The sequence below is a fragment of the Pseudomonas benzenivorans genome (genome assembly GCF_024397895.1).
Taxonomy (GTDB): domain Bacteria; phylum Pseudomonadota; class Gammaproteobacteria; order Pseudomonadales; family Pseudomonadaceae; genus Aquipseudomonas; species Aquipseudomonas benzenivorans_A.
The window spans coordinates 2,471,792-2,498,789 of the sequence record NZ_CP073346.1 but is presented as its reverse complement, the minus strand read 5'-3'; the positions used below and the strand labels follow the sequence as shown (position 1 = coordinate 2,498,789).

The 26,998-nt window shown below is 67.1% G+C and carries 24 protein-coding genes; 8 read left to right on the top strand and 16 right to left on the bottom strand.

Features of this window, described 5'->3' with window-relative positions; all coding sequences use genetic code 11:
* Positions 1 to 12: 12 nt before the first annotated feature.
* Positions 13 to 1,458 carry an alanine/glycine:cation symporter family protein gene (locus tag KDW96_RS11685; protein ID WP_255836424.1) on the bottom strand — a complete coding sequence of 482 codons (1,446 nt, stop codon included), beginning with the start codon at positions 1,456 to 1,458 and terminating at the stop codon, positions 13 to 15.
* A 157-nt stretch (positions 1,459 to 1,615) separates the two neighbouring features.
* Between KDW96_RS11685 and KDW96_RS11680 the strand changes: the two genes are divergently transcribed.
* Positions 1,616 to 2,434 (top strand): helix-turn-helix domain-containing protein, encoded by an 819-nt coding sequence (locus tag KDW96_RS11680; RefSeq protein ID WP_255836423.1) that lies wholly within the window; start codon positions 1,616 to 1,618, stop codon positions 2,432 to 2,434.
* A gap of 6 nt (positions 2,435 to 2,440) precedes the next feature.
* Here the strand turns inward: KDW96_RS11680 and KDW96_RS11675 are convergent, their stop codons facing one another.
* The 3 genes from KDW96_RS11675 to KDW96_RS11665 are packed head-to-tail and all read right to left on the bottom strand — an operon-like array spanning position 2,441 to position 4,239.
* On the bottom strand, positions 2,441 to 3,136 hold the full coding sequence (locus KDW96_RS11675; RefSeq protein ID WP_255836422.1) for a GNAT family N-acetyltransferase: 696 nt from the start codon (positions 3,134 to 3,136) through the stop codon (positions 2,441 to 2,443).
* Between the two features lie 12 nt (positions 3,137 to 3,148).
* Positions 3,149 to 3,592 carry a GNAT family N-acetyltransferase gene (locus KDW96_RS11670; RefSeq protein WP_255836421.1) on the bottom strand — a complete coding sequence of 148 codons (444 nt, stop codon included), beginning with the start codon at positions 3,590 to 3,592 and terminating at the stop codon, positions 3,149 to 3,151.
* A 2-nt stretch (positions 3,593 to 3,594) separates the two neighbouring features.
* The gene (locus KDW96_RS11665; RefSeq protein WP_255836420.1) at positions 3,595 to 4,239 is read right to left on the bottom strand and encodes an FMN-binding negative transcriptional regulator; all 645 of its coding nucleotides are present in this window, start codon (positions 4,237 to 4,239) and stop codon (positions 3,595 to 3,597) included.
* 89 nt (positions 4,240 to 4,328) lie between these two features.
* Here KDW96_RS11665 and pdxR point away from each other — a divergent pair, with 89 nt between their 5' ends.
* Complete coding sequence (pdxR, locus tag KDW96_RS11660) at positions 4,329 to 5,795, top strand: MocR-like pyridoxine biosynthesis transcription factor PdxR (protein WP_255836419.1); 1,467 nt, start codon at positions 4,329 to 4,331, stop codon at positions 5,793 to 5,795.
* A gap of 180 nt (positions 5,796 to 5,975) precedes the next feature.
* Here the strand turns inward: pdxR and KDW96_RS11655 are convergent, their stop codons facing one another.
* From KDW96_RS11655 to KDW96_RS11630, 6 genes are all read right to left on the bottom strand, one after another.
* Positions 5,976 to 7,631, bottom strand: coding sequence for a BCCT family transporter (locus KDW96_RS11655; protein WP_255836418.1), 1,656 nt, complete (start codon positions 7,629 to 7,631; stop codon positions 5,976 to 5,978).
* A gap of 516 nt (positions 7,632 to 8,147) precedes the next feature.
* A complete protein-coding gene (locus tag KDW96_RS11650; RefSeq protein WP_255836417.1) occupies positions 8,148 to 9,254 on the bottom strand; it encodes a PAS domain-containing protein in 1,107 nt (368 codons plus the stop codon).
* Positions 9,255 to 9,400: 146 nt separating this feature from the next.
* Positions 9,401 to 10,369, bottom strand: coding sequence for a PDR/VanB family oxidoreductase (locus KDW96_RS11645; protein WP_255836416.1), 969 nt, complete (start codon positions 10,367 to 10,369; stop codon positions 9,401 to 9,403).
* Between the two features lie 30 nt (positions 10,370 to 10,399).
* Positions 10,400 to 11,848: an NAD-dependent succinate-semialdehyde dehydrogenase gene (locus KDW96_RS11640; RefSeq protein ID WP_255836415.1), complete on the bottom strand. Its 1,449-nt coding sequence runs from the start codon at positions 11,846 to 11,848 to the stop codon at positions 10,400 to 10,402.
* Between the two features lie 57 nt (positions 11,849 to 11,905).
* Positions 11,906 to 13,108: an aromatic ring-hydroxylating oxygenase subunit alpha gene (locus KDW96_RS11635; protein WP_255836414.1), complete on the bottom strand. Its 1,203-nt coding sequence runs from the start codon at positions 13,106 to 13,108 to the stop codon at positions 11,906 to 11,908.
* Positions 13,109 to 13,366: 258 nt separating this feature from the next.
* Positions 13,367 to 14,446: a tartrate dehydrogenase gene (locus tag KDW96_RS11630; RefSeq protein ID WP_255836413.1), complete on the bottom strand. Its 1,080-nt coding sequence runs from the start codon at positions 14,444 to 14,446 to the stop codon at positions 13,367 to 13,369.
* A 139-nt stretch (positions 14,447 to 14,585) separates the two neighbouring features.
* Between KDW96_RS11630 and KDW96_RS11625 the strand changes: the two genes are divergently transcribed.
* The gene (locus KDW96_RS11625; RefSeq protein WP_304665579.1) at positions 14,586 to 15,476 is read left to right on the top strand and encodes a LysR substrate-binding domain-containing protein; all 891 of its coding nucleotides are present in this window, start codon (positions 14,586 to 14,588) and stop codon (positions 15,474 to 15,476) included.
* Positions 15,477 to 15,481: 5 nt separating this feature from the next.
* Here KDW96_RS11625 and KDW96_RS11620 read toward each other — a convergent pair whose 3' ends face one another.
* Positions 15,482 to 16,906, bottom strand: coding sequence for an aspartate ammonia-lyase (locus tag KDW96_RS11620; RefSeq protein ID WP_255836411.1), 1,425 nt, complete (start codon positions 16,904 to 16,906; stop codon positions 15,482 to 15,484).
* Between the two features lie 172 nt (positions 16,907 to 17,078).
* Here KDW96_RS11620 and KDW96_RS11615 point away from each other — a divergent pair, with 172 nt between their 5' ends.
* Positions 17,079 to 17,984 (top strand): LysR substrate-binding domain-containing protein, encoded by a 906-nt coding sequence (locus KDW96_RS11615; RefSeq protein WP_255836410.1) that lies wholly within the window; start codon positions 17,079 to 17,081, stop codon positions 17,982 to 17,984.
* Positions 17,985 to 18,152: 168 nt separating this feature from the next.
* Here the strand turns inward: KDW96_RS11615 and KDW96_RS11610 are convergent, their stop codons facing one another.
* Positions 18,153 to 18,509 (bottom strand): Rieske (2Fe-2S) protein, encoded by a 357-nt coding sequence (locus KDW96_RS11610; RefSeq protein WP_255836409.1) that lies wholly within the window; start codon positions 18,507 to 18,509, stop codon positions 18,153 to 18,155.
* Positions 18,510 to 18,526: 17 nt separating this feature from the next.
* Complete coding sequence (locus KDW96_RS11605; RefSeq protein ID WP_255836408.1) at positions 18,527 to 19,612, bottom strand: amidohydrolase family protein; 1,086 nt, start codon at positions 19,610 to 19,612, stop codon at positions 18,527 to 18,529.
* Between the two features lie 166 nt (positions 19,613 to 19,778).
* On the opposite strand from KDW96_RS11605, the gene KDW96_RS11600 reads away from it, so the two are divergent.
* From KDW96_RS11600 to KDW96_RS11585, 4 genes are all read left to right on the top strand, one after another.
* Entirely contained in the window at positions 19,779 to 20,627 is an 849-nt protein-coding gene (locus KDW96_RS11600) for a LysR family transcriptional regulator (RefSeq protein ID WP_255836407.1), read from the top strand.
* Positions 20,628 to 20,897: 270 nt separating this feature from the next.
* Positions 20,898 to 21,641, top strand: a complete 744-nt coding sequence (locus tag KDW96_RS11595; protein ID WP_255836406.1) for a metal ABC transporter ATP-binding protein — start codon at positions 20,898 to 20,900, stop codon at positions 21,639 to 21,641.
* Complete coding sequence (locus KDW96_RS11590; protein WP_255836405.1) at positions 21,641 to 22,549, top strand: metal ABC transporter permease; 909 nt, start codon at positions 21,641 to 21,643, stop codon at positions 22,547 to 22,549. Before KDW96_RS11595 ends, KDW96_RS11590 begins: the two co-directional genes overlap by 1 nt.
* Positions 22,546 to 23,457 (top strand): metal ABC transporter substrate-binding protein, encoded by a 912-nt coding sequence (locus KDW96_RS11585; RefSeq protein ID WP_255836404.1) that lies wholly within the window; start codon positions 22,546 to 22,548, stop codon positions 23,455 to 23,457. The genes KDW96_RS11590 and KDW96_RS11585 overlap by 4 nt, the downstream gene beginning before the upstream one ends.
* A 66-nt stretch (positions 23,458 to 23,523) precedes the next feature.
* On the opposite strand, the gene KDW96_RS11580 is transcribed toward KDW96_RS11585, so the two are convergent.
* The 3 genes from KDW96_RS11580 to KDW96_RS11570 form a co-directional block, all read right to left on the bottom strand.
* Positions 23,524 to 24,636: a polyamine ABC transporter substrate-binding protein gene (locus KDW96_RS11580; RefSeq protein ID WP_304665554.1), complete on the bottom strand. Its 1,113-nt coding sequence runs from the start codon at positions 24,634 to 24,636 to the stop codon at positions 23,524 to 23,526.
* Positions 24,637 to 24,745: 109 nt separating this feature from the next.
* A complete protein-coding gene (locus tag KDW96_RS11575; RefSeq protein ID WP_255836403.1) occupies positions 24,746 to 25,774 on the bottom strand; it encodes a histone deacetylase family protein in 1,029 nt (342 codons plus the stop codon).
* A gap of 229 nt (positions 25,775 to 26,003) precedes the next feature.
* Complete coding sequence (locus tag KDW96_RS11570; protein WP_255836402.1) at positions 26,004 to 26,996, bottom strand: AraC family transcriptional regulator; 993 nt, start codon at positions 26,994 to 26,996, stop codon at positions 26,004 to 26,006.
* Between the last annotated feature and the right edge of the window lie 2 nt (positions 26,997 to 26,998).

Sequence of the window (26,998 nt, the reverse complement as noted above, 5' to 3'; positions counted from 1 at the left end):
GTCCCTGGCCGATCAGCGCTGATGGGCGCTGTAGGCGACCTCGGCATCCGCTGCCGGCGCGGCGCCCGTCGGGTTGGCGGGCCAGGCCGCCGGGTCCAGGTCCAGGTCGGCGAACTGCCTGGGATCGAACACCGGCGACTCGACACCGGCGGCGACCTGGCTGTCGTAGTCGCGCATCAGGCGCAGGCCGACCTTGAACAGCAGGGCCAGGGCCACCAGGTTGGCCACCGCCAGCAGGCCCATGGTCACGTCGGCGAAGGCGAACACCGTGCCCAGGTCCTGCACCGAACCCCAGAGCACCAGCGCGATCACCAGCACGCGGTAGACCTGCACCGGCAGGCGCTTGCTGGTGAAGAAGCCCAGGGCGTTCTCACCCAGGTAGTAGTTGTAGATCAGGGTGGTGAAGACGAACAGCAGCAGGGCGAGGCTGACGAACACCCGGCCCCACTCGCCGACCACGGCCGCCATGGCGCTCTGGGTCAGGACCACACCGGCCATCTCGGCGCCCGGCTGGTAGACGCCGGACAGCAGGATGATCAACGCGGTGCAGGTGCACAGGATGAGGGTGTCGATGAACACGCTGAGCGACTGCACGATGCCCTGGGCCGCCGGGTGCTTGACCTCGGCCACCGCGGCGACGTTGGGCGCGCTGCCCAGGCCGGCCTCGTTGGAGAACAGGCCGCGCTTGACGCCCATGATGATCGCCGCGCCGATGCCGCCGGCGAAGGCCGGTTCCAGGCCGAAGGCGCTCTTGACGATCAGGGCGAACACCTGGGGTACCTGGTCGAGCTGGCTGCCGATCACGAACAGCGCCATGGCGATGTAGGCGAAGGCCATGCTTGGCACCAGGATGTCGGCGATCTTGGCGATGCGCTTGATGCCGCCGAAGATGATCAGGCCGATCACCACCACCAGGGCGATGCCGCTGACATGGGTGGGCAGGCCGAAGGTGTCGTGCAGCGAGCTGGCCACGGTGAAGGACTGCACGGCGTTGAAGCCGAAGCCGAAGGTCACCAGCAGCAGCAGGGAGACGACGATGCCCAGCCAGCGCTGGCCGAGGCCGTGCTCGATGTAGAAGGCCGGGCCGCCACGGTAGCTGCCGTCGGCGTCGCGGCGCTTGTACAGCTGGGCCAGGGCGCATTCGAAGTAGCTGGTGGCCATGCCGACCAGGGCGACCACCCACATCCAGAAGATCGCACCCGGACCGCCGAGCATGATGGCCACGGAGACCCCGGCGATGTTGCCGGCACCGACCCGGCCGGCGACGCTGAGCATCAAGGCCTGGAACGAGCTGAGCTGGCCCGGCTGACGCTGAAAGGCTTCGGCGAAGATGCGGAACATGCGGCCGAAGTAGCGGAATTGGACGAAGCGCGAGCGCACGCTGAAGTACAGCCCGAGGCCGATCAGCATGACGATCAGCAGCTTGCTCCAGAGCAGGTCGTTCAGAAGGTCGAGCATGAGAGAGTCTCTCTTGTAGTTATCCGGGGACGCCACGCCAGCGGGTGACCGGGGCATGGTTGGGTAAAGGCGCGCCGCGGGCAATTTCGCGGGCTGCGGCGACCTGATGCGAGTCGATGCTATAGTCGCGCCGCTCGCATCACTCCCGGCAGGCCCCATGTCCGATCACTTCAGCCCCAACCTCAAGCTGCTCTGCAGTCACTACCGCTCGATCGCCGAGGTCTGCCGCCAGCTGGCGATCAACCGCGCCCAGTTCAACAAGTACCTGAGCGGGCAGAGCCGGCCGACGGCCTACAACCTCAAGCGCATCTGCGACTTCTTCGGCGTCGAGGACTACGAGCTGGGCCTGCCGGCGGAGCAGTTCGCCGGCCTGATCGGCGCGCGCAGCGGCGCGCAGGAGCGCGCAGCGGCCGGCGACCCGCTGCTCGAACTGCTGCAGCCGCTGCGCGAGCACGCCAGCAGCCTGTCGCGCTACTGCGGCTACTACCTGGAGTACGCCAACTGCATGTCGGTGCCGGGGCAGATCCTGGTGTCGCTGGTGCAGCTGCGCGAGGAGCGCGGCAGCTACCTGTTCGAGCGCCAGGAGCGCCAGGGCCGCCCCCATGGGCCGGGCCCCGAGGCCGACGATTCGGTGCGCTGTCGCTACCTGGGCGCGGCGTTCTACCTGCAGGACCGCCTGTTCCTGATCGACTACGAGTCGCTGACCGGCAACGAGATGAGCCAGACCATCCTGATCCCCAGCTTCAAGAGCCGCATCACCCGCCTCAACGGCCTGAAGACCGGGGTCTCCAGCGGCGACCGGCGCACCCCGGCCTGCACCCGGGTGGTCTGGGAGTTTCTCGGAGCCGAGGTGAACCGGGTCAACGCCTACCGCCAGGTGATGCTCTATGCCCCTGACGATCCGCGCATCGATGCCGAGGTGCGCCAGCGCCTGGGCGCCGCGCATCTGCGCGATGGCCTGTTCGAGATCGAGTGAGCGGGCTCAGGCCCGCGCAGTGTCTTCGCGCAGCTGCTCCAGCGTGCGCCGCTGGCGGCCCTGGGCATCGAAGTTGTCGGGCGCCAGCCAGCGCGTGAAGGCCGCGCGGCAGGCCGGCCAGTCGTGGTCGAGGAGGGCGAACCAGGCGCTGTCGCGGTTGCGCCCCTTGACCACCATATGCTGGCGGAAGGTGCCTTCGTGGACGAAGCCCAGGCGCTCGGCGGCGCGCATGGAGCGGGCATTCAGGGCGTTGCACTTCCATTCGAGGCGGCGGTAGCCAAGCGTCTCCATGGCCAGCTCGGCCAGCAGGTAGACCGCCTCGGTGGAGGCCGGCGAGCGCTGCATGACGCGGCCGAAGGCGATATGGCCGATCTCGATGCAGCCGTCCTTGGGTGCCATACGCAAGAAACTCAGCAGGCCGACGGCGCGTCGGCTGGTCAGTTCGACCACGGCGAAGAACAGCGGGTCGGTGCTGGCGGCGTTGGCCGCCATCCAGGCATCGAAGGCCGGCCGCTCGGCGAAGGGGCCGTAGGGCAGGTAGTCCCACAGCTGCGGATCGGCCTCCGGCCCCTGCAGGGCCCACCACAGGTCCTCGCCGTGGGCCGCGAGCTGCAGCGCTTCGAGTCGCACATAGCGGCCCTGCAGCGGGGCGCGCTGCGGCACAGGGCAGGGCTGCCAGTCGGTCAAGTCGGCGCGGGTCATGGCGAGGCTCCCTTACAGGCTCTTGCGGTATTGGACAAAGCCCGAGCGCTCGGCGATGCGCCCGTACAGCAGCATGGCATTGTCGTTGCTTTCGTGAGTCAGCCAGTGCACCCGGGTGGCGCCGGTGGCGCGGGCCTGGGTGTAGACATGCCCGATCAGCAACCGGCCGATGCCGGCGCCGCGGGTGTCGGCGGCGACGAACAGGTCCTGCAGGTAGCAGCTGTTTTCCAGCGACCAGTTGGAGCGGTGGAAGATCCACTGCACCAGGCCCACCGCCGTATCGTCGCGCCAGGCCAGGGCGGCATGGGTCGGCTCGGCGGGGTCGAGGAAGCGCTGCCAGGTCGCGGCGCTGACCTCGGCGGGCAGCGCGGTGCGATAGAAGTCCAGGTAGCCCTGCCACAGCGACAGCCAGGCGGCGTGGTCGGCGGCGCTGACCGGGCGAATCTCGATGGCCATGGCTATTCCCCGGCGCTGTGAGTGGTGCCCATGCGCGCGGCTAGGGCGCGATCGCGGTCGGCGGCGCTGGCCTGCAGGCCTTCGTGCACGCTGGCCCGGTCGGCGGCGCTGCGGTTCTGGCTGAGCTTCCACTGGCCTTCCAGGCGCTGGATCGGCAAGGCGAAGCCGACGATGGCGCGCAGCATGCTGTCGATGTACTCGCGCGGCGCGTCGCTCACCGACCAGGGCCGGGCGCGGCCTGCCTCGTGGCGCTCGCTGAGGCGGCTGACCAGTTGCAGCAGGCGCTCGGGCTCGTCGAACACCTCGGCGCGGCCGTGGGCGTGCACGGCGATGTAGTTCCAGGTCGGCACCACCTTGCCGTGCTCGGCCTTGCCCGCGTACCAGGCGGGGGTGACGTAGGCGTCCGGGCCATTGCAGATCACCAGGGTCTGGTTCTCGCCCGTCAGCGCCTGCCAGTGCGGATTGGCCCGGGCGAAGTGGCCGTAGAGGGTGCCGAACTCGCCTTCCTCGGGAGCCAGCAGCAAGGGCAGATGGCTGGCCTGCAGGCCGGCCGAGCCTTGGCTGACGACCGTGGCCAGGCCACAGGCGGCGATTTCCTGGTGCAATGCGGCCAGGTCGTCCTGGCGAAAGGCGGCGGGGCGGTACATGGCGAGTCTCCTGAGGTGATGACGCCATGCTAGGCAGGATATTGGCCTGTTGTAAGATCCACTTACTGCGACTTTGCTGGAGCCAATTCATGTCAGCGCCTGCGCTTATGCCCGTCGACCTCTCCGGCCTGCGCCTCGATCCGGCCCAGGGGCTGGCGCGCCAGCTGTACCAGGCGCTGCGCGAGCGCATTCTCGACGGGCGCCTGGCCAGCGGCGCGCGGCTGCCGGCCAGCCGCGAGTTGGCGCAGCTGCTGGGTATCGCCCGCAACACCGTGACCCGGGCCTTCGACCAGCTGTATGCCGAAGGTTATGTGGAGGGCCGCGTAGGTGCCGGCACCTATGTCGCCGCGCTGAGCGCGGTGGTGCGTCCGCCGCCCGCACCCGGCAGCGCCGCGCCGCCGAGCCAGGCCCTGCAGCGCCTGCAGCGGCATCACCTGGGCGAGCCGCTGGAGGGCGCGCCGCGGGCGTTCCGGGTCGGTGTGCCGGCCTTCGACCTGTTTCCCTTCGAGACCTGGGCCCGCCTCAGCGCGCGCTTCTGGCGTAAGCCATCGGCGGCGCGCCTGGGCTATGGCGACCCGGCCGGCGATGCGCAGCTGCGCGAACTGATCGCCGCCTACCTGCGCCACAGCCGCGGCCTGCACTGCGACCCGGCGCAGATCGTCGTCACCTGCGGCGCCCAGCAGGCCATCAGCCTGTGCGCCCAGCTGCTGGTCGAGGCGGGCGACCGGGTGGCCATCGAGAACCCCGGCTACCGCGCCGCCGGCCATGCCTTCGCCCTGGCCGGCGGCGAGTTAAAAGGCATCGCGGTGGACGCCGAGGGGCTGGACACGGCGGCGCTGGAGCGGGCGGGGCGCTGCCGCCTGGCCTACGTCACGCCCTCGCACCAGTACCCCACCGGGGTCACCCTGTCCCTGGCGCGGCGTCTGGAGCTGCTGGACTGGGCCGAGCGCCAGGACGCCTGGATAGTCGAGGACGACTACGACGGCGAGTACCGCTACAGCGGCACGCCGCTGGCGCCCCTGGCGGCGCTGGACCGACGCGGCCGGGTGCTCTATGTCGGCACCTTCTGCAAGATCGCCTTCCCGGCGCTGCGCCTGGGCTACCTGCTGCTGCCGGCCGGCCTGGCCGAGGCCTTCGCCCGCCGCCGCGCCCTGGACATGCGCCACTCGGATATCGGCAGCCAGGCGGTGATGGCCGAGTTCATCGCCGCCGGCCACTTCCAGCGGCATATCCGGCGCATGCGCGGTGCCGCGCGCAGCCGCCGCGACGCCCTGCTGGCCGGCTGGCCGCAGCCGGTGCCGGGCTGCGCGCCGCTGCCCCGGGTGGAAGCGGGGTTGCACCTGTGCGTGCGGGTGGACAGCCTGGCCCGCGAACGCCAGCTGATCGCCAGCGCCGCGGCGGTCGGGGTCGAGCTGAACGGGCTCAGCGACTATTGGCTGGAAGGCAGCGAGACGCCCGCAGACTGGCGTGCCGGGCTGGTGCTGGGGTTCGCCGCGGTGCCCGAGGCGCGCATCGCCGAGGCCCTGCAGGCGTTGCGTCAGGCCTGGAAGCTGTAGCGGACTCCACTGCGACGTGCGCCAGAGTCTGGGCGCAGCCAGGCAGCGCGATGCTGTGTGCGAAATCGACTGGGGAAGGAGGGCGGTTTACGGCGGAGGGAGAAGCGCGAAGCGGGGGAATCGGTGGCTCGGTAAGGCGGACGCCTGCCACTGGGGCAGGCGTCCGTTTTCAACGCGGTATCAGTTGCTGGCGGGTTGCGCCTTGGCCATCACGGTGGCCGGTGCGGCTTGCGCAGCAGGTGCCGCGTCGAGCTGATCCACCACTTCGTGGCGACCATTGCTCAGGCGCAGGCTGCAGACCTTGCTGTCCAGGGCGGAGCCGAAGTCCTCACGGGCCCAGCGAACCAGGGAGATGGCCATGATCAGCATCACCGGCAGCATCGGCAGGGCCACGACCAGGGTCGAGGTCTGCACGGCCTTGAGGCCACCCACCACCAGCAGACCGACACCGAACAGGGCCAGCAGGACCGCCCAGAGGATGCGGTTGGCACGCGCCGGCTCTTCATAGCCGTTCAGCTCGCGGGTGCTGATCGACGCCAGGGTGTAGGCCGAGGAGTCGACGGTGGTCGCCAGGAACACGAAGCACAGCACGGTGAAGGCCGGGATGATCAGGCCGGAGAACGGCAGGGTCTTCATCACCGCCACCACCATGGCCGGCATGCCCTGGTTGTTGAGGATGCTCAGCAGGTCCACCACGCCGGTGGTCTGCAGGTGCACCGCGTAGCCGCCCCAGATGGCGAAGAACGCCCAGCAGCCGACGCTGCCCCAGATCACGCCATTGAGGACCAGGTCCTTGATGGTGCGGCCGCGGGAAATGCGCGCGACGAACAGGCCCATCATCGGTGCGTAGGCCACCCACCAGGCCCAGTAGAAGACGGTCCAGCCCTCGGGGAAGCCGCCCTTCTCGACCGGGTCGGTCCAGGTGGAGATGTGGAAGAAGTTGTCCAGGTACAGGCCCATGCTGTTGGTCCACAGGCCCATCAGGTACAGGGTCGGGCCCGCTGCCAGCACGAACACCAGCATCAGGAGCGCCAGCACGCCGTTGAAGTTGGACAGGGTCTGGATGCCCTTGCTCAGGCCGTTCCACACGCTCCAGGCGATCATCAGGGTCCACAGGGCGAGTACGCCGAGCTGCAGCAGGAAGGACTGCTCGAGGCCGAACATTTCCTGGAACAGGGCGGATACCAGCGGTACCGACAGGCCCAGGGAGGTGCCGACGGCGCCGATGATGGAGAACATCACGATCACGTCGATCAGCTTGCCCAGGGGGCCGTCGATCAGGCCGCCGAACACGCCGCGGCAGGCCTCGGACAGGCGCAGCACGTTGCCCTTGCGCACGTACAGGTAGTAGGCCATGGGTACGGCAGGCAGCAGGTAGATGGCCCAGGGGATCAGGCCCCAGTGGAACATCGGGTACATGGCGGCCCACTCGGTGGCCGCGGTGGTGCCTTTGGCCAGGTGCAGGGGCGGGCCATCGAGCAGGTAGATCGGCTCGGCGAACGACCAGGCGCAGATGGAGATGCCGATGCCGGCGCAGAACAGCATGGTGATCCAGGCACCGGTGCTGAATTCGGGTGCGTCTTCCGGGGCGCCGAGCTTGATGCGGCCCAGGGGGCCGAAGGCCAGCCAGCCCATGAAGGCGAAGGAGGCCACGCCGGTCAGCAGAAACAGCCAGCTGAAGGTGCCGGTGATCCAGGCGAACAGGTTGTTGACGATCTGTGATCCGGCTTCCGGAAACAGCATGAGGGGAACGCTGGTACAGAGCACGGCGACCACGGCGGGCCAGAAGATCGTCTGCTCGATACCTTTGCCGGCAAGGCTGTTGTTTTTGTTCATGGACTCGTTACCTCGCGAACGGGCCAGGCATGCCCGTTCGTGGTCGTTTTTTATAATGTACGGCCCTACTGCAGTGCGGTGCGTCGGTAGGCTGCGCATATCGCGCTTCGGCCGTCAGGCAACGGTGCCGAAGTGCGCGCAGCTGTGCCTGGCGCACAGCATCAAAAGGCCGCCCGTCTGGGCTGCGCTCCTGCGCAAATGAAGCTCCTGATTGGTCGTTAACCAATAGTTAACATCTACCGTGGGTTAACGGTATCCGATACGAATCCCCTGCGCAAGCCCCAAGTTACGCGCGTTCATCGGATGTTTTCGGGGTGTGCGGAAACCAGCCAGGAGCCGGTGCGCGGTGGCCTGAAGACGACGCTAATAGACCGTCACAGGTCGCAGACAGGGTGCGGTTGCATCGGCCGGTCTGTCGTGGAGCGGGGCACGCAGTGGAGGGTTTTCAGGGCTGCAACACGGCCGTGCTCAGCCGCGGAGGGCGCACTTTCCAGGTGGCGTGATGTGCGAAATATGCTACGAAGTGGCTCGCTGGCTGTCCTTGAGCGCCGCCAGCTCCGCCTGACAGCGAGCCAGTTGCTCGTGCATGCGCTCACGCTCGGCACGCTGCTCGGTGATGTCCTCGAGGAAGGTGATCAGGTGCTCGGCCTCGCCGCTGATGGGGTTGCGCTGCAGCGAGGTGCGCGCGCGGATCCAGATGAAGTGGCCGTCGCGGTGGCGCATGCGCTTCTCGATCTCGTACATGTCCACTTCACCGGCGATGAGCCGCTCCAGCAAGCCCAGGTTGTGGGCCAGCTCGTCCTCGTGGCTGAGCAGCTGGAAGCGCTGGCCGCAGAGTTCCTCGCTGCTGTAGCCGAGGAGAGAGCACAGGCGCTGGTTGACCTTGAGCCAGGTACCGTCGAGCTCGATATAGGCCATGGCGCCGCAGGCCTGTTCGAAGATGGTGCGAAAGCGCTCCTCGCTGTCGCGCACGGCCTGTTCGGCGATCTTGCGTTCGGTGCTGTCGGTACTCACGCCGGTCATGCGCAGCACCCGGCCCTGGGCGTCGCGAATCGGCGTGGCACGCGAGGAGATCCAGCGCACCTCGCCGCTTGCCAGGATGATGCGAAAGTCGATGTCGTAGGGTTCGCCGGTGGCGATGGCCTGTTCGGTAACGGCCCTTAGGGCATCGGCATCCTCTGGCACCACATGGGGCCAGAAGTCTTCGTTGCGGTTCACCGGCCAGCCGTAGATCTTCTCCACGTTGTGCGAGTAGGTGACCTCGTCGCTGAGCAGGTTCCATTCCCAGATGACGATGCGCGCGTTCTGCAGGGCCAGGCGCATGCGCGCCTCGCTCTCCATGATCTCGGCGGCGTACTGGCGGCGTACGTCGGTCATCGGCAGTTCCACGGCTTCGGCGCTGTCGGCCTCGTGCTGGCCCTGCTCGCCGTAGCGCAGCCAGATCCAGTTGACGTCGAGGAACTCGGCCAGGCTGCGCAGGCGATCCTCGTCGATGGCGCCGCCGCGGGTCCACTTGTGTACGGCGGTGCGGGAAATACCCAGGGCGCTGGCCACGGCCTGCAGGCTCAGTTTCTTGAGCTCGAGCAGTTCCTTGAGGCGAAAAGCAAAACTGTCAGGTTCCATCGCTCGGCCTGCTAAGGGGCGCCGTACTGGCACGGCGCAGGGTCGGGAATAGTCCCGGACGGGCGACTGCAGTAGGCAGGGAATAGGGCCGGGCCGGGGCGCTGTGGTTGGCGATTATACACAGCAGCCCCGGCACCATGGCGGTGTTACAGGTCCAGCACCAGGCGTGGGGTGCGGGCGCGCGAGACGCAGACCATCAGGGTCTTCTGCAGGGCCTTCTCCTCGTCGCTGAGGTACTGATCGCGATGATTCACCTCGCCTTCGAGAATGGTGGTCTCGCAGGTACCGCACACGCCTTCGCGGCACAGGCACTCGATCTCCGCGGCGTTGGATTTCTCGATGGCCTGGAGAATGCTCACGCCTTCCTCGACGCGGATCTCCGTGCCCGAGCGCGCCAGCACCAGGGTGAAGGCGGCGCCTTCGGCCGGGGCCACGGCGAACTGTTCCCAGTGCACGCGGGCGTCGGCGATGCCCTGGGCCTTGGCCGTGTTGATCACCGCGTCGATCAGCGGCTTGGGGCCGCAGACGTAGAGGTGGGCGTCGGCGTCCAGGCCGGCGATCAGCGCGGCCAGGTCCAGGCCCTGCTGCAGGCTGTCGATGTAGAAGCGCGTCTGCTCGGCGTGGGGCCCGTCGCGCAGCTCGTCGGCGAAGGCGCCGTGCTCGGGGGCGCGGAAGGCGTAGTGCAGCTCGTAGCTGGCGCCCTGCTCCTGCAGCTCGTAGAGCTGCGAGAGGAAGGGGGTGATGCCGATGCCGCCGGCGATCAGCACGTGACGACCGGCCGCCGGGTCCAGGGCGAACAGGTTGTTCGGCGCGGCGATGGTCAGCTGGCTGCCCACCTCGACCTTGTCGTGCATGAACGCCGAGCCGCCCTTGGACTGCTCTTCGCGGCGCACGCCGATCTGGTAGGACGAGGTGTCGCGCGGCGAACTCATCAGCGAGTAGGCGTTGCTGTACAGCTTATCGCCATCGTGCATCTGCACGATGATGTGGCTGCCGCCGGTAAAGGCGGGCAGCGCGCTGCCATCCAGGGCACACAGGGTGAAGCGCTTGATCAGCGGAGTCACCTGCTCCACGGCGGTCACCCGCACGTCGATCATCTGATACTTGTTGGACATGGTTTCCTCCACTGCGCGCTTACCGCCGCATTACACCGCTAGACACAGGTATTTGATTTCCAGGTAGTCGTCGATGCCGTACCTGGAGCCTTCACGGCCGAGGCCGGATTGCTTGAGACCGCCGAAGGGCGCCACTTCGTTGGAGATCAGCCCGGTGTTGACGCCGACCATGCCGTACTCCAGCTGCTCGGCGATGCGCCACACGCGGGCGATATCGCGGCTGTAGAAGTAGGCGGCCAGGCCATAGGGCGTGTCGTTGGCCATGCGCACCACTTCTTCGTCGCTGGTAAAGCGCACCAGCGGTGCCACCGGCCCGAAGATCTCCTCGTCGAGGATCTGCATGCCCGGCGTGACGTCGGCCAGCACCGTGGGCTCGAAGAACTGCTCGCCGAGGGCGTGCTCCTGACCGCCGGTGACCAGGCGTGCGCCCTTGCCGAGGGCGTCGTCGATCAGGCTGCGCACCTTGGCCACGGCCTTGGTGCTGATCAGCGGGCCGACCTGGGTGCCCGGCTCGAAACCGTTGCCGATCTTCAGGTCGCGGACCCGGGCGGCGAAGGCCTGGGCGAAGGCGTCGTGGACCTTGTCGTGGACGAAGATGCGGTTGGCGCAGACGCAGGTCTGGCCCGCATTGCGGTACTTGGAGACCATGGCGCCTTCGACGGCCGCATCGATGTCGGCGTCGTCGAAGACGATGAACGGCGCGTTGCCGCCCAGCTCCAGGGAGACCTTCTTCACGGTGCTGGCGCACTGGCTCATCAGCAGGCGGCCGACCGGGGTCGAACCGGTGAAGCTGAACTTGCGCACCTGCGGGTGCTCGGTGAGCTGCTTGCCGATGGCCACGGCATCGCCGGTGACGATGTTGATCACCCCGGCCGGCAGGCCGGCGCGCTCGGCCAGCTCGGCCAGGGCCAGGGCCGAGAACGGCGTTTCGTTGGCCGGCTTGACCACGATGGTGCAGCCGGCGGCCAGGGCCGGGGCGACCTTGCGGGTGATCATCGCGGCCGGGAAGTTCCACGGCGTGATGGCGGCGCACACGCCGATGCCCTGCTTGATCACCAGCAGACGCTTGTCGGCACTGGGCGAAGGAATGATGTCGCCATAGGCGCGCTTGCCCTCTTCGGCGAACCACTCGATGAAGGAGGCCGCGTAGCGGATTTCACCGACGGCTTCGCTGAGCGGCTTGCCCTGTTCCCAGGTCATCAGTGCGGCCAGGTCATCTTCATGCTGGATGACCAGGTCGAACCAGCGGCGCAGCAGGCGTGCGCGTTCCTTGGCCGGCAGCGCGCGCCAGGCCGGCAGGGCGGCGTCGGCGGCTTCGATGGCGCGCAGGGTTTCCGCGCCCGCCATCTGCGGCACATGGCCGATCAGTTCGCCGGTGGCCGGGTCGGTGACCTCGACGCGCTCGGCGCTGTCGGCATCGCACCAGCTGCCGTTGATGTAGCACTGCTGGCGGAACAACTGTTGATCTTTGAGTTTCACGTAATGCATCCCCAATAAGGCGCGAAAGCCGGGCAGTGACTGCCCGGCCGAGGGCGATCAGGCGTGCTGGGCTTTGGCCAGCAGGCTGTGGAAGTGGGAAATGCCGTGCTCGCTGATACCGCTGCGCTGCTTGTCCACCATGATCCGGCCCTGACCGCGGTAGCCGCGGGACTTCAGGCCCTTCTGCACGCTTTCCACCAGGCCCAGGTCTTCCGGACGGAACACGTCGCGGTACCACTCGATCAGGCTCTTCTGCTCCTCGGTCAAATCCTTGTTGAGGAAGTAGATGTCGTAGTGCTGCAGGGTCTCGTCGGCGCTGACCGGGAACTCGTAGATCACGGTCATGAACTGGGCGCTCGGCGGCACGTTGAACATGGTGCACGGCCACAGCCAGAAGCCATTGAAGCTGGCGCCGCCGGCGCTCTCGTCGAATTTGAACGACTTCTCCGAGGACTTGGCTTCGCCGTACTGCAGGCTCCAGTTCGGGAACAGCTTGTGCCAGTAGGTCTCGATCTTCACCGAGTCGGAGAAGCCGGGGTGGGCCGGACCGCAGTGGTAGCACTCCTGGTAGTTGTCGACGATGGACTTCCAGTTGGCATGGGTACGGGACACGAAGCGGGCGGCCAGGTGCAGGTCGTCGATCACCGCGCAGGCTTCGCGCAGGGTGGCGCCCATGCCCGGCAGCTGGTCTTCGACGCTACCCGAGTTCGGGTCCATGTTGATGTAGATGAAGCCGGCGTACTCCTCGACCTTGAGCGACACCAGGCTGGAATTTTCCTTGTCGAAATTGACCACGTTGTCGCAGTTGCGCGCGTGGGCCAGCTCGCCGTCGAGCTTGAAGGCCCAGGCGTGGTACGGGCAGGTGATGACGTTCTTGGCCTTGCCTTCGCCGCTCAGCAGCTGGTGGCCGCGGTGCGGGCAGACGTTGTAGAAGGCGCGCAGGACCATGTCGCGGCCGCGCACGATGATGATGCTCTCGCCGATGATCTCGCGGGTGATGTAGGCGTTGGCTTCGCGCACTTCGCTGCCATGGCCGACGCAGATCCAGCTCTTGGCGAAGATGCGCTCTTTCTCGTCCTCGAAGACCGCCGGCGAGGTGTAGTAGTAGGCCGGGATGGTGTGGGCCTCTTCCGGATTGGAGCAGAAGTCGACCGGCAGCTTTTCGAAACTATCCTTGGCGCGCAGGTGGCTCGGCGGGATGATGTAAGCCTCTTGCGGGTTGGTACCGAGGTCGGCTGGCAGCTGTTCGAAATCACTCATCACTAGGCCCTACTTTGAGATGCACGGTTGTTGTTAGTAATGATCTGGTTAACTAGTGGTTAACGATCACTGATGGTTAACAGTATGCGCAAAGTGCACTTCCTGTGCAAGAGGTCGGCGCCCCGGTGTGGATGCGGGTGGCGGGTTTTTTTGATGAACGGTCAGGTCGCGGGTTTACGCCCGGTATAACGAAGAAGGGCGCATCGATTGATGCGCCCCTGGGCTGAGGGCCTGGCGTGAGCGCTGCTGCGCCCGGGGTCAGAGGGCGGCGGTGATTGCCTGGCCGACGTCCTGGGTCGAGGCGCTGCCGCCCAGGTCGCGGGTCTTGGGCCCGCTGGCGATGACCTGCTCGATGGCGCGCAGGATGCCGTCGTGGGCGGCGCGGTAGGCCTCATCGCCGTTGCCGAGGAAGTCCAGCATCAGCGCCCCGGACCAGATCATGGCGATCGGGTTGGCGATGTTCTGGCCGAAGATGTCCGGCGCCGAACCGTGCACCGGCTCGAACAGCGAGGGGAAGCGGCGCTGCGGGTCGAGGTTGGACGAGGGCGCGATGCCGATGGTGCCGGCGCAGGCCGGGCCGAGGTCGGAGAGGATGTCGCCGAACAGGTTGGACGCCACCACCACGTCGAAGCGATCCGGTTGCAGGACGAAGCGCGCGCAGAGGATGTCGATGTGCTGCTTGTCCCATTGCACCTCGGGGTAGTTGTCCGCCATGGCGGCCACGCGCTCGTCCCAGTAGGGCATGCTCACCGCCATGCCGTTGGACTTGGTGGCGGCGGTCAGCAGTTTGCGCGGGCGCTGCTGGGCGACCTCGAAGGCGTACTTGAGGATGCGGTCGACGCCGCGGCGGGTGAAGACCGACTCCTGCAGGACGAACTCGTGCTCGCTGCCCTCGAACATGCGCCCGCCTACCGAGGAATACTCGCCCTCGGTGTTCTCGCGGATCACCAGGAAGTCGATGTCGCCGGGCTCGCGGCCGGCCAGGGGGCAGGGCACGCCGGGGAACAGGCGCACCGGGCGCAGGTTGACGTACTGGTCGAAGTCGCGGCGGAACTTGAGCAGCGAGCCCCACAGGGAAATGTGGTCGGGCACCTTGTCGGGCCAGCCGATGGCGCCGAAGTAGATCGCGTCGAAGCCCTTGAGGCGCTCGAACCAGTCGTCCGGCATCATCTTGCCGTGTTCCAGGTAGTAGTCGCAGCTGACCCAGTCGATCAGCTCGATCTGCAGGTTCAGGTCCCACTTTCGGGCCGCCGCCTCCAGCACCCGCAGGCCTTCGGGGAGGACTTCCTGGCCGATGCCGTCGCCGGGAATCGCCGCGATGCGAAATGCCTTGCTCATCTGTTCGTTGCTCCTGTCGCTGTTTGCCGATGGCGGTGGATGCTATACAGGTTCATTCGATAGATAATCGGCGCAAATGTGAATTCATAGGACACGAAACGTGAATAATCTGCCCAGCCTGACCGACCTGCGCCTGTTGATGCAGGTGGTGCGCCGCTGCAATTTCGCCGCGGTGGCGCAGGAGCAGGGCTGTTCGCCGGCCTATGTGAGCAAGCGCATCCGCCTGCTGGAAGAGCAGCTCGGGGCGCGCCTTCTGCACCGCACCACCCGGCGCGTGGCGCTGACCGAGGAGGGCGAGCGCGCCTACCAGTGGGCGCAGCGCATTCTCGATGCGGTCGAGCACATGAGCGACGACGTGTCCTCGCTGCAGCAGGAGCCGCGCGGCGAGCTGCGCATCGTCAGCAGCTTCGGCCTGGGCCGGCGCCACGTGGCGCCGGCGCTGTCGGCGCTGTCGGCGCGCTACCCGCAGCTGGACATCCACTTCGAGGTGTTCGATCGTGCGGTGGACCTGATCGCCGAAGGCTATGACCTGGACATCCGCGTCGGCGACAGCATCGAGCCGCACCTGATCGCCAAGCGCCTGGCGGCCAACAGCCGGATTCTCTGCGCGGCGCCGGCCTACCTGGCCGAGCACGGCCAGCCGCGCAGCCTGCACGAACTGGCCCAGCACGATTGCCTGGTGATCAAGGAGCGCGAGCATCCGCTCGGGCTATGGCGCCTGCAGGGGCCGGAGGGGGTGGAGCAGATCAAGGTGACCGGCTCGTTGTCGGCCAATCACGGCGAGATCGCCCACCAGTGGGGCATCGACGGCAGGGGCATCCTGTTGCGTTCGTACTGGGACCTGTACGACAGCCTGGAGCAGGGCCGGCTGGTGCAGATACTGCCGGCCTACAGCCAGCCGGCGGATATCTGGGCGGTGTACGCCGCGCCCCTGGCCCGTTCGGCCAAGGTGCGGGTCACCGTTGAGCATCTGCGCGACTACTTCGCCGAGCGCTTGCGCCTGGTCGAGCCAGACGCCAGGGACGGCTAGCCGGCTCAGGCTTTGAGCGGCACCAGGCGCGGCGCGATCATGTTCTCCGGGCGCAGGATGTCGTCCAGCTCGGCGTCGCCCAGCAGTTTTTCCTCGCGCACCAGTTCCAGCACGCCGCGGCCGCTGTCCAGCGCCTGCTTGGCGATGCGCGTGGCGTTCTCGTAGCCGATGTAGGGGTTCAGGGCGGTGATCAGGCCGATGGAGTTCTCCATCAGTTCGCGGCAGCGCGCCTCGTTGGCGGTGATGCCGTCGATGCACAGCTCGCGCAGCATATCCATGGCACGGGTCAGCAGGCGGATGGAGTCGAAGATCTTGTAGGCGATCAGCGGCTCCATGACGTTGAGCTGCAGCTGCCCGCCCTCGGCCGCCATGGTCAGCGCCAGGTCATTGCCGATCACCTCGAAGGCCACCTGGTTGACTGCCTCGGGGATCACCGGATTGACCTTGCCCGGCATGATCGAGCTGCCCGGCTGGCGCGGCGGCAGGTTGATCTCGTTGATCCCGGTGCGCGGGCCGCTGGAGAGCAGGCGCAGGTCGTTGCAGATCTTCGACAGCTTGACCGCGGTGCGCTTGAGCATGCCGGAGAACAGCACGAAGGCGCCCATGTCGCTGGTGGCCTCGATCAGGTCGGCGGCCGGCGTCAGCGGGTGGCCGCTGATCACGGCCAGGCGCTGCACCGCCAGGGCCTGGTAGGCCGGGTCGGCGTTGATCCCGGTGCCGATCGCGGTGCCACCCAGGTTGACCTCGGTGAGCAGGGTCGGGGCGAGCAGCTTGAGGTGCTGCAGGTCTTCGCCGAGGGTGGTGGCGTAGGCGCGGAACTCCTGGCCGAGGGTCATGGGCACGGCGTCCTGCAGCTGGGTGCGGCCCATTTTCAGCACATGGCCGAACGCCAGGCCCTTGGCCGCCAGCGACTGGATCAGCTTGTCCAGGGCGGTCAGCAGGCTGTCGTGGCCGAGCAGCAGGCCCAGGCGGATGGCGGTGGGGTAGGCGTCGTTGGTCGACTGCGCCATGTTCACGTCGTTGTTCGGGTGCAGGTATTGGTACTGGCCCTTCTCGTGACCCATGGCCTCCAGCGCAATATTGGCGATCACCTCGTTGGCGTTCATGTTGGTCGAGGTGCCGGCGCCGCCCTGGATCATGTCGACCACGAACTGTTCGTGGAACTCGCCCTGGATGATGCGGGCGCAGGCGGTGCTGATGGCCGTGTGCTTGGCCGCGCTCAGGTGGCCCAGGGCGCGGTTGGCGTCGGCCGAGGCCTGCTTGACCATGGCCAGGCCGACCACCAGCTTCGGGTAGTGCGCCAGCGGCACGCCGGACAGGCGGAAGTTGTGCACCGCGCGCAGGGTCTGGATGCCGTAATAGGCTTCGGCCGGGACTTCGAGGGTGCCGAGCAGGTCTTTTTCGACGCGGAAGGATGCAGCAGCGGACATGATGGCGAGGTTCTCTGGGAAGTGCGGCTGAGGCCGCGATGACCTCTAGACTAAGGGCTGCGTCCGTGAAACGGCCAATGCTGTTAAGCGCTGGGCTATGCACAATCGGCATAATGTCGGCGTGACGTCCTAAACTCGACGGACGTATGCCGCGAAACCGCGAAGGCTGAACATGAACCTGGAAACCAAATGGCTGGAGGACTTCGTCGCCCTGGCCGCCACCCGCAGCTTCTCCCAGGCGGCCGAGAAGCGCTTCGTCACCCAGCCGGCCTTCAGTCGGCGAATCAAGGCGCTGGAGCAGATGCTCGGCCTGACCCTGGTCAACCGCGCCTGCACGCCGGTGGAACTGACCGAGGCCGGCCAGCTGTTCCTGGTCACCGCGCGCAGCCTGGTGGAGCAGCTCGGCGAGGTGGTGCGCCACCTGCACAACCTCGAGGGCCAGCAGGGCGAGGTGCTGCAGATCGCCGCGGCGCACTCGCTGACCCTGGGCTTCTTCCCCGCGTGGATCGCCCGCCTGCGCCGCGAAGGCCTGCCGCTCAGCACCCGGCTGGTGGCGAGCAACGTCGGCGAGGCGGTGCACGCCCTGCGCGAAGGTGCCTGCGACCTGATCCTCGCCTACTACGACCCGGATGCGGCGCTGCAGATGGACCCGGAAATCTTCCCCTCGCTGCACCTGGGGCGCACCGAAATGCTCCCGGTCTGCGCCGTGGACGCCGAGGGCCGGCCGCTGTTCGACCTGGCCAGCGGCCAGAGCGTGCCGCTGCTGGCCTATACCGCCGGGGCCTTCCTCGGCCGTTCGGTCAACCTGCTGCTGCGCCAGCGCGCCCTGCGCTCGACCACGGTGTACGAGACGGCCATGGCCGACAGCCTCAAGAGCATGGCCCTGCAGGGCATGGGCGTGGCCTGGGTGCCGCGCCTGTCGGTGACCACGGAGCTGGCCCGCGGCGAGCTGGCGGTGTGCGGCGACGAGCAGTGGCAGGCGCCGCTGGAGATCCGCCTGTACCGCTGCGCCCTGGTGCGCAAGGCGGCGGTGCGCCTGCTGTGGCGCAAGCTGGAGAGCGGTGAAGTGGGGCGTTGAGGCGCGCGGCGGGCGCCGCCGGTCTGGAGATCGGCTGGGGCCGCGGCGACTGGAATGAGCTGGGGTGTGCCGCGCCGGGTGAGGGCAGAGAGGAGATGGGGGGCTGGCGGCGCCGCACCTCCCTGTGCGGCCGCCGCGATCGCTGCCTGCGGAGCGTCCCGAGGGGGCTCAGAGGTGGACGTAGATGTCCTCACCCTCGACGCTGACCGGGTAGGTCTTGGCCTTGATGCTGCGATCGACGATGAACTCGCCGGTCCTGATCTCGAACTCCCAGCCGTGCCAGGCGCAGCGCACCAGATCGTCCTGTTTGCCGTAGATGAAGTCGTAGTGAGCGGTCTGCTCGGTGGTGCCGCACTGCGGGCCTTCGCACAGCGAGGCGCCCCGGTGTGGGCACACGTTCAGCATGGCGTGGAATTCACCGCCGACGTTGAAGATGCCCACCGGCAGGCTGCCGAGCTTGACGATCTTCTGCTTGCCCGTGGCGACTTCGTGGGTCTTGCAGGCCAGAACCTTCTTCGCATTCATGTTGTGCTCCTCCTTAATCAGGCAGTCATGGCCAAGGGCTGCGGCAGGCGCGAGTAGACCTTCAGCGCGTTGCCGCCGAGGATGCTGTCGCGCCACTGCGGCGGGATGTGCAGGGACTCGACGCTGTCGTAGTCCCAGTGCGGGTAGTCGGAGGCGAACAGCAGGGTGTTCTCGCCATCCATCGCCTCGAGAATCGCCCACAGGTGCTCCACCTTGGTGCCCGGCTGCTCCAACGGCTGGGTGGTGAAGCGGATGTTGCGCTTGAAGTATTCGCTCGGCAGCATCTTCAGCCACGGGGTTTCCTTGCGCAGCGCCTTGTAGTTGGCGTCCAGGCGCCACAGCACGCTCGGCACCCAGGCCACGCCGCACTCGATGACGATGAAATACAGGTCGGGCCATTTCTCGAATACGCCCTGGGCAATCATGCTGGCCACGTGGGTCATCGCCGACTGCGGCAACAGCGCGTGGGTTTCCCAGAAAAAGGTGGTCGGGCCCGCGCCGATCGGGTTGCTGTTGACTCCGCCCTGGCCGCCCAGGTGGATGGCGAACGGCAGGCCCATCTCGGCGCAAGCCTCGTAGATGGGGTGGTAGAAGGGGTCGCCGTAAGGCCGCTGGGCGCCATGGGAGGCCAGTACCTGGACGATGTCCGGATGGCCGCCGAGGCGACGGATTTCTGCCGCCGCGCCATGCGGATCGGTTGGGCTGATCAGCAGCGAGCCCTTGAAGCGCGGGTCCTTGGGCAGCCAGTAGTCCACCATCCAGTCGTTGTAGGCGCGCACCAGGGCTGCGGCGTAGTAAGGGTTGGCCAGGGTCGAGGCCTCCAGGGCTTCGTCACCGGTGAGGATCGCATAGTCGATGTTGTAACGATCGAGATGCTTCTCCTTCATGATGCTGTAGTGCTCGTCCTGGGTCGTCGGATTGATGTCCGCGCGCTTGAAGCCTTCCGGATGCAGCCACGGGCGATGACCATGGGGGAAGGCACCGGCCGGACCGGGCTGCTCGCCACGGATGAAGAAGTCCTTGAAGATCCCGTCCATGTAGGGGAGTAGCACCTCCGCCGACATCCAGTAGTTATGGCAATCGCAGTCGATGATCATGCTCATCTGTCAGGCTCCTGTAGTGATACGAAGCGGCCGGCTGCCGAAGCTGCGGGCCACCTCGACTGGGTGATGGCAGCCATCCTATGAGCCCTCCTTGAATTTTGATAATGAATTAGAAGTGCGCTATTAATGCGAAAATACGATTTAATGCCCCGCACGGAGCCCGTGGATGAAGATCGAGTTTCTGGACACCTTCGCCGACCTGGTGGAGACGCGTAATTTCAATCGCACGGCCGAGCGGCTGTGCGTCACCCAATCGACGGTGAGCATGCGCATCCGCAGCCTGGAGGAAGCCATTGGTGCCCAGCTGTTCATCCGCGGGCGCGCGGGCGCCGAGCTGACGCCGGAGGGCCGGCGCTTCGAGAGCTACGCCGCCAACCTGCGCCTGTGCTGGAACCAGGCCCGCCAGGACATCAGCATGCCGCGCGATTACCAGGGGCGGCTGCGCATCGCCACCCAGGTCAGCCTGTGGCCGCGGCTGATCAGCAAATGGGTGTTCTGGCTGCGCCAGGAATTTCCCAAGACGGCCATCCATGTGGAGGCCGACTACTCGAAGACCATGATCGACGAGCTGAGTTTCGGCAACCTGGACATCGCGGTGCTCTACACCCCGCAGTACCGTCCAGAGCTGGAGATTCAGCCGCTGTTCAACGAACGCTTCGTGATGGTTTCCTCGCAGCCGCAAGCACTCGCCGACGTCAGCGTGGAAAGCTACGTGTTCGTCGCCATCAGCCCGCATTTCGTCGCCCGCCACGGCGAGCTGCTGCCGGCCCTGCAACTGGCGCCGGTGTCCATGGGCCTGGGGGCGATGAGTGTGGAGTACCTCAAGGGCCGCGGCGGCGCCGCCTACCTGCAGGCCGACCTGGCGCAGCGCTACATCGACAGCGGCCAGTTCTTTCCGGTGCTGGATGCACCGCAGATCGAGCAGCCGGTGTTCGTCTCCTTCCTCAGCAAGAACCGGCATCGCCCACAGATCAGCAAGGCGCTCAGTGCCCTGCGCCTGATCGCCCTCGACTGACACCTCCCGCCTTCCTTGCAGCCTCGACCCGCCGGCCCGCCGTGCACCCACGCAATCGTCCGGCGGCACCCGGGCCACGGGGTCTGTCCACGTCACAAATACTTAAATCGTATTTAGCGATTGATGATCCGCATTTAAAGCATCATGCGGATTGATACGATGACGCCAGCCGAATGAAGCCATTCCGGCGCCGTCAGCGAGAAAGTGGATAGCGACTACCGAGACCAGCCGGGCGCAGCGAACGCCCGCCCATGCACGAGGAAAGCGGACATGAACCAAGCCCTGCGGGTTGAGAATCTGAGCGTCTCCTATGCCGGCCACCCAGCCGTACAGAACGCCAGCCTGTGCATCGAAGAAGGCCTGCTGGTCGGCATCGTCGGGCCCAACGGCGCGGGCAAATCCACCTTGTTGAAGGCCCTGCTGGAGCTGATCCCCAGCGACCACGGCCGCGTCGAGATCTTTGGCCGCCCGCTGCGCCATGCGCGCCGCAATGTTGCCTATGTGCCCCAGCGTAGCGAGATCGACTGGCAGTTCCCGATCTCCGTGCTCGACACCGTGGTCCTGGGCACCTATCCGAACCTGGGCTGGTTCAACAAGCCCGGGCGCCAGGAGCGACAGCGCGCCCTGGAGTGTTTGCGCCGGGTCGGCATGCAGGACTTCGCCCTGCGTCAGATCGGCGAGCTGTCGGGCGGTCAGCAACAGCGCGTGTTCCTCGCCCGGGCGCTGGTTCAGCATGCGGACCTGTACCTGCTGGACGAGCCCTTCGTCGGCATCGACGCGCTGAGCGAGCGCACCATCATCGGCATCCTCAAGTCCCTGCGGGACGCGGGGAAAACCGTACTGGTGGTGCATCACGATCTGAGCAAGGCCACCGAGTACTTCGACCGACTGGTCCTGATCAACCAGCGGATTCTCGATTACGGGGACGCGGCCGAGGTATGCCGTCCGGATATCCTGGCCAAGGCCTACCTCGGCGGCATGCCCTGGCAAGGCCAGGCCGCAGGGGCCTGCTGATGACGTTCGTCGAGGCGGTGCTGGAATACGACTTCCTGCAGAAGGCCCTGCTGACCTCGGCCATGGTCGGCATCATCTGCGGGGTGATCGGCTGCTTCATCATCCTGCGCGGCATGGCGCTGATGGGCGACGCCATCTCCCATGCCGTGCTGCCCGGGGTCGCCCTGTCCTTCATGCTGGGCATCAACCTGCTGATCGGCGCCGTACTGTCGGGGCTGCTGACCGCCATCGCCATCGGCTACGTCAGCCAGCACAGCCGGATCAAGCACGACGTGTCGATCGGCGTGATGTTCACCGCCGCCTTCGCCCTGGGGATCATCCTTATCACCCTGCAGAAGAGCAGCACCGACCTCTACCACATACTCTTCGGCAACGTACTGGCGGTGCGTCCCGAAGAGATGTGGGTGACCCTGGTGATCGGCACCCTGGTGCTCGCCTCGGTCTACCTGTTCTACAAGGAGCTGTTGGTCAGCACCTTCGACGCCACCATGGCAGCGGCCTACGGCTTGCCGATCAAGCTCATCCACTACTTCCTCATGACCCTGCTGACGCTGGTCACGGTGGCCTCGTTGCAGACGGTCGGCATCGTGCTGGTTGTCGCCATGCTGATCACCCCGGCCGCGACCGCTTACCTGCTGACCAATCGCCTGTCCCTGATGATCTGCTGGGCCGCCGGCCTGGGCCTGGTTTCGGCTTTCTCCGGCATCTACCTGAGCTTCACCTACAACCTGGCCTCTGGCGCCACCATCGTCATGACCTCGACCCTGCTGTTCCTGACCGCGCTGCTCTTCTCCCCCTGCCAGGGCCTGCTATGGCGCGGCCTGCAGACCAGGCGCCGGCGTCAGCAGAGCCGCTTGACCGCCAACGAGCCAGCCCCCAGCCTGATCAAGCGCGAGGTAACCCCGTGATCAAATCCCTTTCCCTCATCGCCCTCGGACTGATCGGCTCCTGGCTGGCTCCCGCCTGGGCCGATACCGATGACAAGCTCAAGGTGGTCACCACCTACTCGATTCTCTACGACATCGTCCGCAATGTCGGCGGCGAGCGGGTCGAGATTCACAGCCTGGCGCCGGTGGGCTCCAACCCCCACGAGTACGACCCCCTGCCGCTGGACGTGCAGAAGACCAACGATGCCGACCTGGTGTTCTACAACGGCCTCAACCTGGAAGCCGGCAACGCCTGGTTCGACAAACTGCTGCAGACCGCCGGCAAGTCCGGCGACGCCGCCCCGGTATTTCGTCTGAGCGACGGCGTCACCGCGCACTACCTGACCTCCACCGGCCAGGCCGGCAGCGAGGACCCCCACGCCTGGCTGGATGTGCGCAACGGCATCCAGTACGCGCGCAATGCCCGGGAAGCCCTGATCCGGGTCGACCCGGCCCACGCCGCCAGCTACCGGCGCAATGCCGCGGCCTATATCGGCCAGCTCGAACAGCTGCACGCCCGGGCGCTGGCGGCCTTCGCCGAGATTCCGGCCGAACGCCGCTACCTGGTCACCAGCGAGGGGGCGTTCAAGTATTTCTGCGCCGCCTACGGTTTCGAGGCCGGCTACATCTGGGAGATCAATGCGGAGAACCAGGGCACCCCGCAACAGGTCATCGCCCTGCTCGAGCTGCTCAAGCAGCGCCAGGTGCCGGCCCTGTTCGTCGAGACCAGCATCGACCCGCGCAGCATGCAGATGGTCGCGCGCGAGAGCGGCATCCCTATCGCCGGCAGCCTGTACACCGACTCCCTGGGCCTGCCCGGCGAGCCCGGGGACAGCTATGCCGGCATGCTCGAGGCGAACATCCGCACCATCCTTGCCGCCCTGCGGTAGCCCTGCGTTAGCCGTGCGAGGCCGCGGCGGCCGTGGTGGCCGCCACGGTCAGGGGCGCAGCGCGGCTCAGGTCCCCGACTTGATCCGCGTCCAGGCGCGGGTGCGCAGGCGCTCGGCCTTCTGCGGCAGCGGCTTGAGCACGTACAGGGTCTTCTGCGCCTCGGCGGTCGGGGTCAGGTCGGCGTTGTCGCGGATCTCCGCGCTGACCAGTGGCATGGCGTCCTTGTTCGGGTTCGGGTAGCCGAGGAAGGTACTGATCGGCGCCACCACCTGCGGGTCGAGCAGGTTGTTGAGGAACTCGTGGGCCTCCTCGACGTTCTTGGCGCTGGCCGGGATGGCGAAGGAGTCGAACCACAGCGGCGCGCCTTCCCTGGGCAGGCGCCAGTCGATGACCACGCCGTTGCCGGCTTCCTTGGCGCGGTTGGCGAACTGGTAGAAGCTGCCCGAGTAGCCGACGGCCACGCAGATGTTGCCGTTGGCGATGTCGGTCATGTACTTGGCCGAGTGGAAGTAGCGCACGTGCGGGCGGATCTTCAGCAGCAGTGCGGTGGCCTTGTCGTAGTCCTCGCGCCGGGTGCTGGAGGGGTCCAGGCCCAGGTAGTGCAGGGCGATCGGCAGGATCTCGCCGGGCGAGTCGAGCAGGGTCACCCCGCACTGGGCCAGCTTGGCGGCGTTCTCTTCCTTGAAGATCAAATCCCAGCTGTTCACCGGGGCGTCCGCGCCGAGGGCGGCCCTGACCTTGTCCGGGTTGAAGCCGAGCAGCACGGTGCCGTACATGTAGGGCACCGCGTGGGCGTTGCCCGGGTCGTTGGCGGTCATCAGCTCGAGCAGCGCCGGGTCGAGGTGCTGCCAGTTGGGCAGCTGGCGCTTGTCCAGCTTCTGGAACACGCCGGCGCGGATCTGGGTGTCGAGGAAGGTATTGGACGGCACCACCAGGTCGTAGCCCGAGTTGCCGGTGAGCAGCTTGGCCTCCAGGGCCTCGTTGGTGTCGAACACGTCCCAGGTCAGCTGGATGCCGCTCTTGGCCTGGAACGCCTTGGGCACCGAGGGCAGCATGTAGTCGGCCCAGTTGTACACGCGCAGCTCGCGCGGCTTGTCGGCGGCCTGGGCCTGGCCGAGGCCGCCGAGCAGGGCGCCGGCGCAGAGGCCGGCGGTCAGGGTGCGGCTGAGTCTGTTCATCAGGGTCACTCCAGTCTTGTTCTAAGTGTTTGCCGTGGCGGTCGGCGTAGGGTGGATGACGCTCTTTTCATCCACCGGGGTCTGCTGGATGGATAAAGCACCATCCACCCTACGCGCCCTCGAAACCTTCCAGCACGTTCACCGCATTGACCCCGATCGCCTCCACCGCGTAGCCGCCTTCCATGACGAACAGGGTCGGCAGGCCGAGGGCCTCGATGCGTTCGCCCATGCGCAGGTAGTCCGGGCTGTCGAGCTTGAACTGGGAGATCGGGTCGTCCTTGAAGGTGTCCACCCCCAGCGACACCACCAGCACCTCGGCGCCGGATTCGGCGATGCGTTGGCAGGCCTGCCCCAGGGCCGCGCTCCAGGTGGCCCAGTCGCTGCCGGCCGGCAGCGGGTAGTTGAAGTTGCAGCCCTCGCCGGCGCCCTCGCCGCATTCGTCGGCATAGCCGAGGAAGAACGGAAACTCGGCCGCCGGGTCGCCGTGGATCGAGGCGACCACCACGTCGTTGCGCCGGTAGAAGATCGATTGGGTGCCGTTGCCGTGGTGGTAGTCGACGTCGAGGATCGCCACCTTGGCCCGGCCCTGGTCGAGGAAGGCCTGGGCGGCGATGGCGGCGTTGTTCAGGTAGCAGTAGCCGCCCATCACATCGGCGGCGGCGTGGTGGCCCGGCGGCCGGCACAGGGCGAACACGCTGTGGGCGCCAGCGGCGATCTGCGCCTGGGCGCTGAGGGCGACCTGGGCGGCGCTGTAGGCCGCCTGCCAGGTGCCGGCGGTGATCGGCGCGCCGGCATCGAAGCTGTAGTAGCCGAGCTGGCCGTGCAGGCTGCTGGGCAGTTGCTGGCGCAGGGTGCGCGCCGGCCAGGTGTAGGGCAGCAGGTCACCCTGGCCGCCCTGAGCCTGCCAGCGGGCCCAGGCGCCTTCGAGGAAGTCCAGGTAGGCCGGCGAGTGGATGCGCGCCAGCGGCGCGCGGCCGAAGTCCTTGGGCGCGCGTACCTCGCCGAGTCCGCGCTCATTGACCCGCGCCAGGATATGCTCGGCGCGCTGCGGTTTCTCGAAGCAGGGCAGCAGCTGGCCGTCGATCAGCTCGCAGCTGCCGTGGTGCAGGTGATGGTCGTCGCTGTAGTAGGTCAGCATGTGCAGGGAGGCTCCCAGGTCGTCGTTGTGGGAGTCATTGTTCGCCCCGGGGGGCGAGTGGAGAACGCTGGCAACGGCCAATAGGGGATCGAAGTGGCCAAATTGACCGGCCGCAGTGCTCATGCCCGCGGCAGTCGTAGGGTGCGCCACGCGCACCAGCCGTTTGCGCGCCGGCCCTGGTGCGCACAGCGCACCCTACGGGCAGGTCACTATGGAGAGGCCTGGACGGTCAGGCGCGGAAGCGACTCGGTGCCACCCCGCTCCAGCGCTGGAAGGCATGGCGGAAGCTGGCGCTCTCGCTGAAGCCCAGCGCCTCGGCGATGCGGCAGATCGGCCAGTCCTCCTGGCCGAGCAGGGCCTTGGCCCGTGCGAAGCGCAGCTCGTCGAGCAGTTCCCGGTAGTGGGTGCCGAGTTCCTGCAGGTGGCGGCGCAGGGTGCGCGGCGAGCAGTGCATCTGCTGCGCCAACTGCTCCAGACCCGGCGGCGCGGCCAGTTGGCCGGCCAGAGCCTCGCGCACCCGCTGCAGCCATTGCTGGCGCGTGGTGAACTCGACGTTCTGCTTGCGGCAGCGTTCGAGCATGTCCTGGTGGGTGACCGGGTCGGCCAGCGGCAGGCGCCGCTGCAGCCATTCGGCGGGGAAGGCGAAGGCATTGCGAGGAGCGTCGAACTGCAGCGGACAGGGAAAGCTGGCCGTGTAGCGCGCGACGTAGTCGGGCCGGGCATGGCGGAACTGTGCCGCGGCCAGGGGCAGCGACCGACCGAGCAGCTCGTCGCAGACCAGCCCGAGCGAGGCCAGGCACATCTCCACGTTGAAGCGCTCCAGCGCCGCGTAATGGCGGTAGTCGGCGGCGCCGACCCAGGCCAGTTCGCCTTCGACGCTCAGCTCCAGCTTGAAGTAGGTGCCGAGCAGGGCCGGGTACTGCAGCAGCAGGCGCCAGGCGTCACCGAAGGTGGCAGCCGACAGCGCGGCGTAACCGAGCAGGCCGTAGGACGACACATGCAGGCGCCGGCCCAGCGCCAGGCCGAGGTCGGCGCGCCGCTCCAGGGCATTGGCACACACCTGCAACTCCTGGGTGCGGGTGATGCGGCGCTCGCCGCTGGCCAGCTCGGCGGGACGGATGCCACTGCCGGCCAGCAGGGCCTCGGCCTGCTCGGGCCGCTCGGCGAGCAGCTCGAGGATCAGGGCGACCACGTGCAGGGTGGTCAGGTGGGCATGCAGCATCG

Bases quoted from the DNA above. Each gene is read 5' to 3' on its own strand.
- KDW96_RS11645 (WP_255836416.1), bottom strand. From the start codon at position 10,369: ATGTCCAACAAGTATCAGATGATCGACGTGCGGGTGACCGCCGTGGAG.
- KDW96_RS11615 (WP_255836410.1), top strand. From the start codon at position 17,079: ATGAACCTGGAAACCAAATGGCTGGAGGACTTCGTCGCCCTGGCCGCC.
- KDW96_RS11655 (WP_255836418.1), bottom strand. From the start codon at position 7,631: ATGAACAAAAACAACAGCCTTGCCGGCAAAGGTATCGAGCAGACGATC.
- KDW96_RS11625 (WP_304665579.1), top strand. From the start codon at position 14,586: ATGCAGGTGGTGCGCCGCTGCAATTTCGCCGCGGTGGCGCAGGAGCAG.
- KDW96_RS11670 (WP_255836421.1), bottom strand. From the start codon at position 3,592: ATGGCCATCGAGATTCGCCCGGTCAGCGCCGCCGACCACGCCGCCTGG.
- KDW96_RS11600 (WP_255836407.1), top strand. From the start codon at position 19,779: ATGAAGATCGAGTTTCTGGACACCTTCGCCGACCTGGTGGAGACGCGT.
- KDW96_RS11680 (WP_255836423.1), top strand. From the start codon at position 1,616: ATGTCCGATCACTTCAGCCCCAACCTCAAGCTGCTCTGCAGTCACTAC.
- KDW96_RS11590 (WP_255836405.1), top strand. From the start codon at position 21,641: ATGACGTTCGTCGAGGCGGTGCTGGAATACGACTTCCTGCAGAAGGCC.
- KDW96_RS11685 (WP_255836424.1), bottom strand. From the start codon at position 1,458: ATGCTCGACCTTCTGAACGACCTGCTCTGGAGCAAGCTGCTGATCGTC.
- pdxR (WP_255836419.1), top strand. From the start codon at position 4,329: ATGTCAGCGCCTGCGCTTATGCCCGTCGACCTCTCCGGCCTGCGCCTC.
- KDW96_RS11620 (WP_255836411.1), bottom strand. From the start codon at position 16,906: ATGTCCGCTGCTGCATCCTTCCGCGTCGAAAAAGACCTGCTCGGCACC.
- KDW96_RS11595 (WP_255836406.1), top strand. From the start codon at position 20,898: ATGAACCAAGCCCTGCGGGTTGAGAATCTGAGCGTCTCCTATGCCGGC.
- KDW96_RS11675 (WP_255836422.1), bottom strand. From the start codon at position 3,136: ATGACCCGCGCCGACTTGACCGACTGGCAGCCCTGCCCTGTGCCGCAG.
- KDW96_RS11575 (WP_255836403.1), bottom strand. From the start codon at position 25,774: ATGCTGACCTACTACAGCGACGACCATCACCTGCACCACGGCAGCTGC.
- KDW96_RS11650 (WP_255836417.1), bottom strand. From the start codon at position 9,254: ATGGAACCTGACAGTTTTGCTTTTCGCCTCAAGGAACTGCTCGAGCTC.
- KDW96_RS11610 (WP_255836409.1), bottom strand. From the start codon at position 18,509: ATGAATGCGAAGAAGGTTCTGGCCTGCAAGACCCACGAAGTCGCCACG.
- KDW96_RS11580 (WP_304665554.1), bottom strand. From the start codon at position 24,636: ATGAACAGACTCAGCCGCACCCTGACCGCCGGCCTCTGCGCCGGCGCC.
- KDW96_RS11665 (WP_255836420.1), bottom strand. From the start codon at position 4,239: ATGTACCGCCCCGCCGCCTTTCGCCAGGACGACCTGGCCGCATTGCAC.
- KDW96_RS11635 (WP_255836414.1), bottom strand. From the start codon at position 13,108: ATGAGTGATTTCGAACAGCTGCCAGCCGACCTCGGTACCAACCCGCAA.
- KDW96_RS11570 (WP_255836402.1), bottom strand. From the start codon at position 26,996: ATGCTGCATGCCCACCTGACCACCCTGCACGTGGTCGCCCTGATCCTC.
- KDW96_RS11605 (WP_255836408.1), bottom strand. From the start codon at position 19,612: ATGAGCATGATCATCGACTGCGATTGCCATAACTACTGGATGTCGGCG.
- KDW96_RS11630 (WP_255836413.1), bottom strand. From the start codon at position 14,446: ATGAGCAAGGCATTTCGCATCGCGGCGATTCCCGGCGACGGCATCGGC.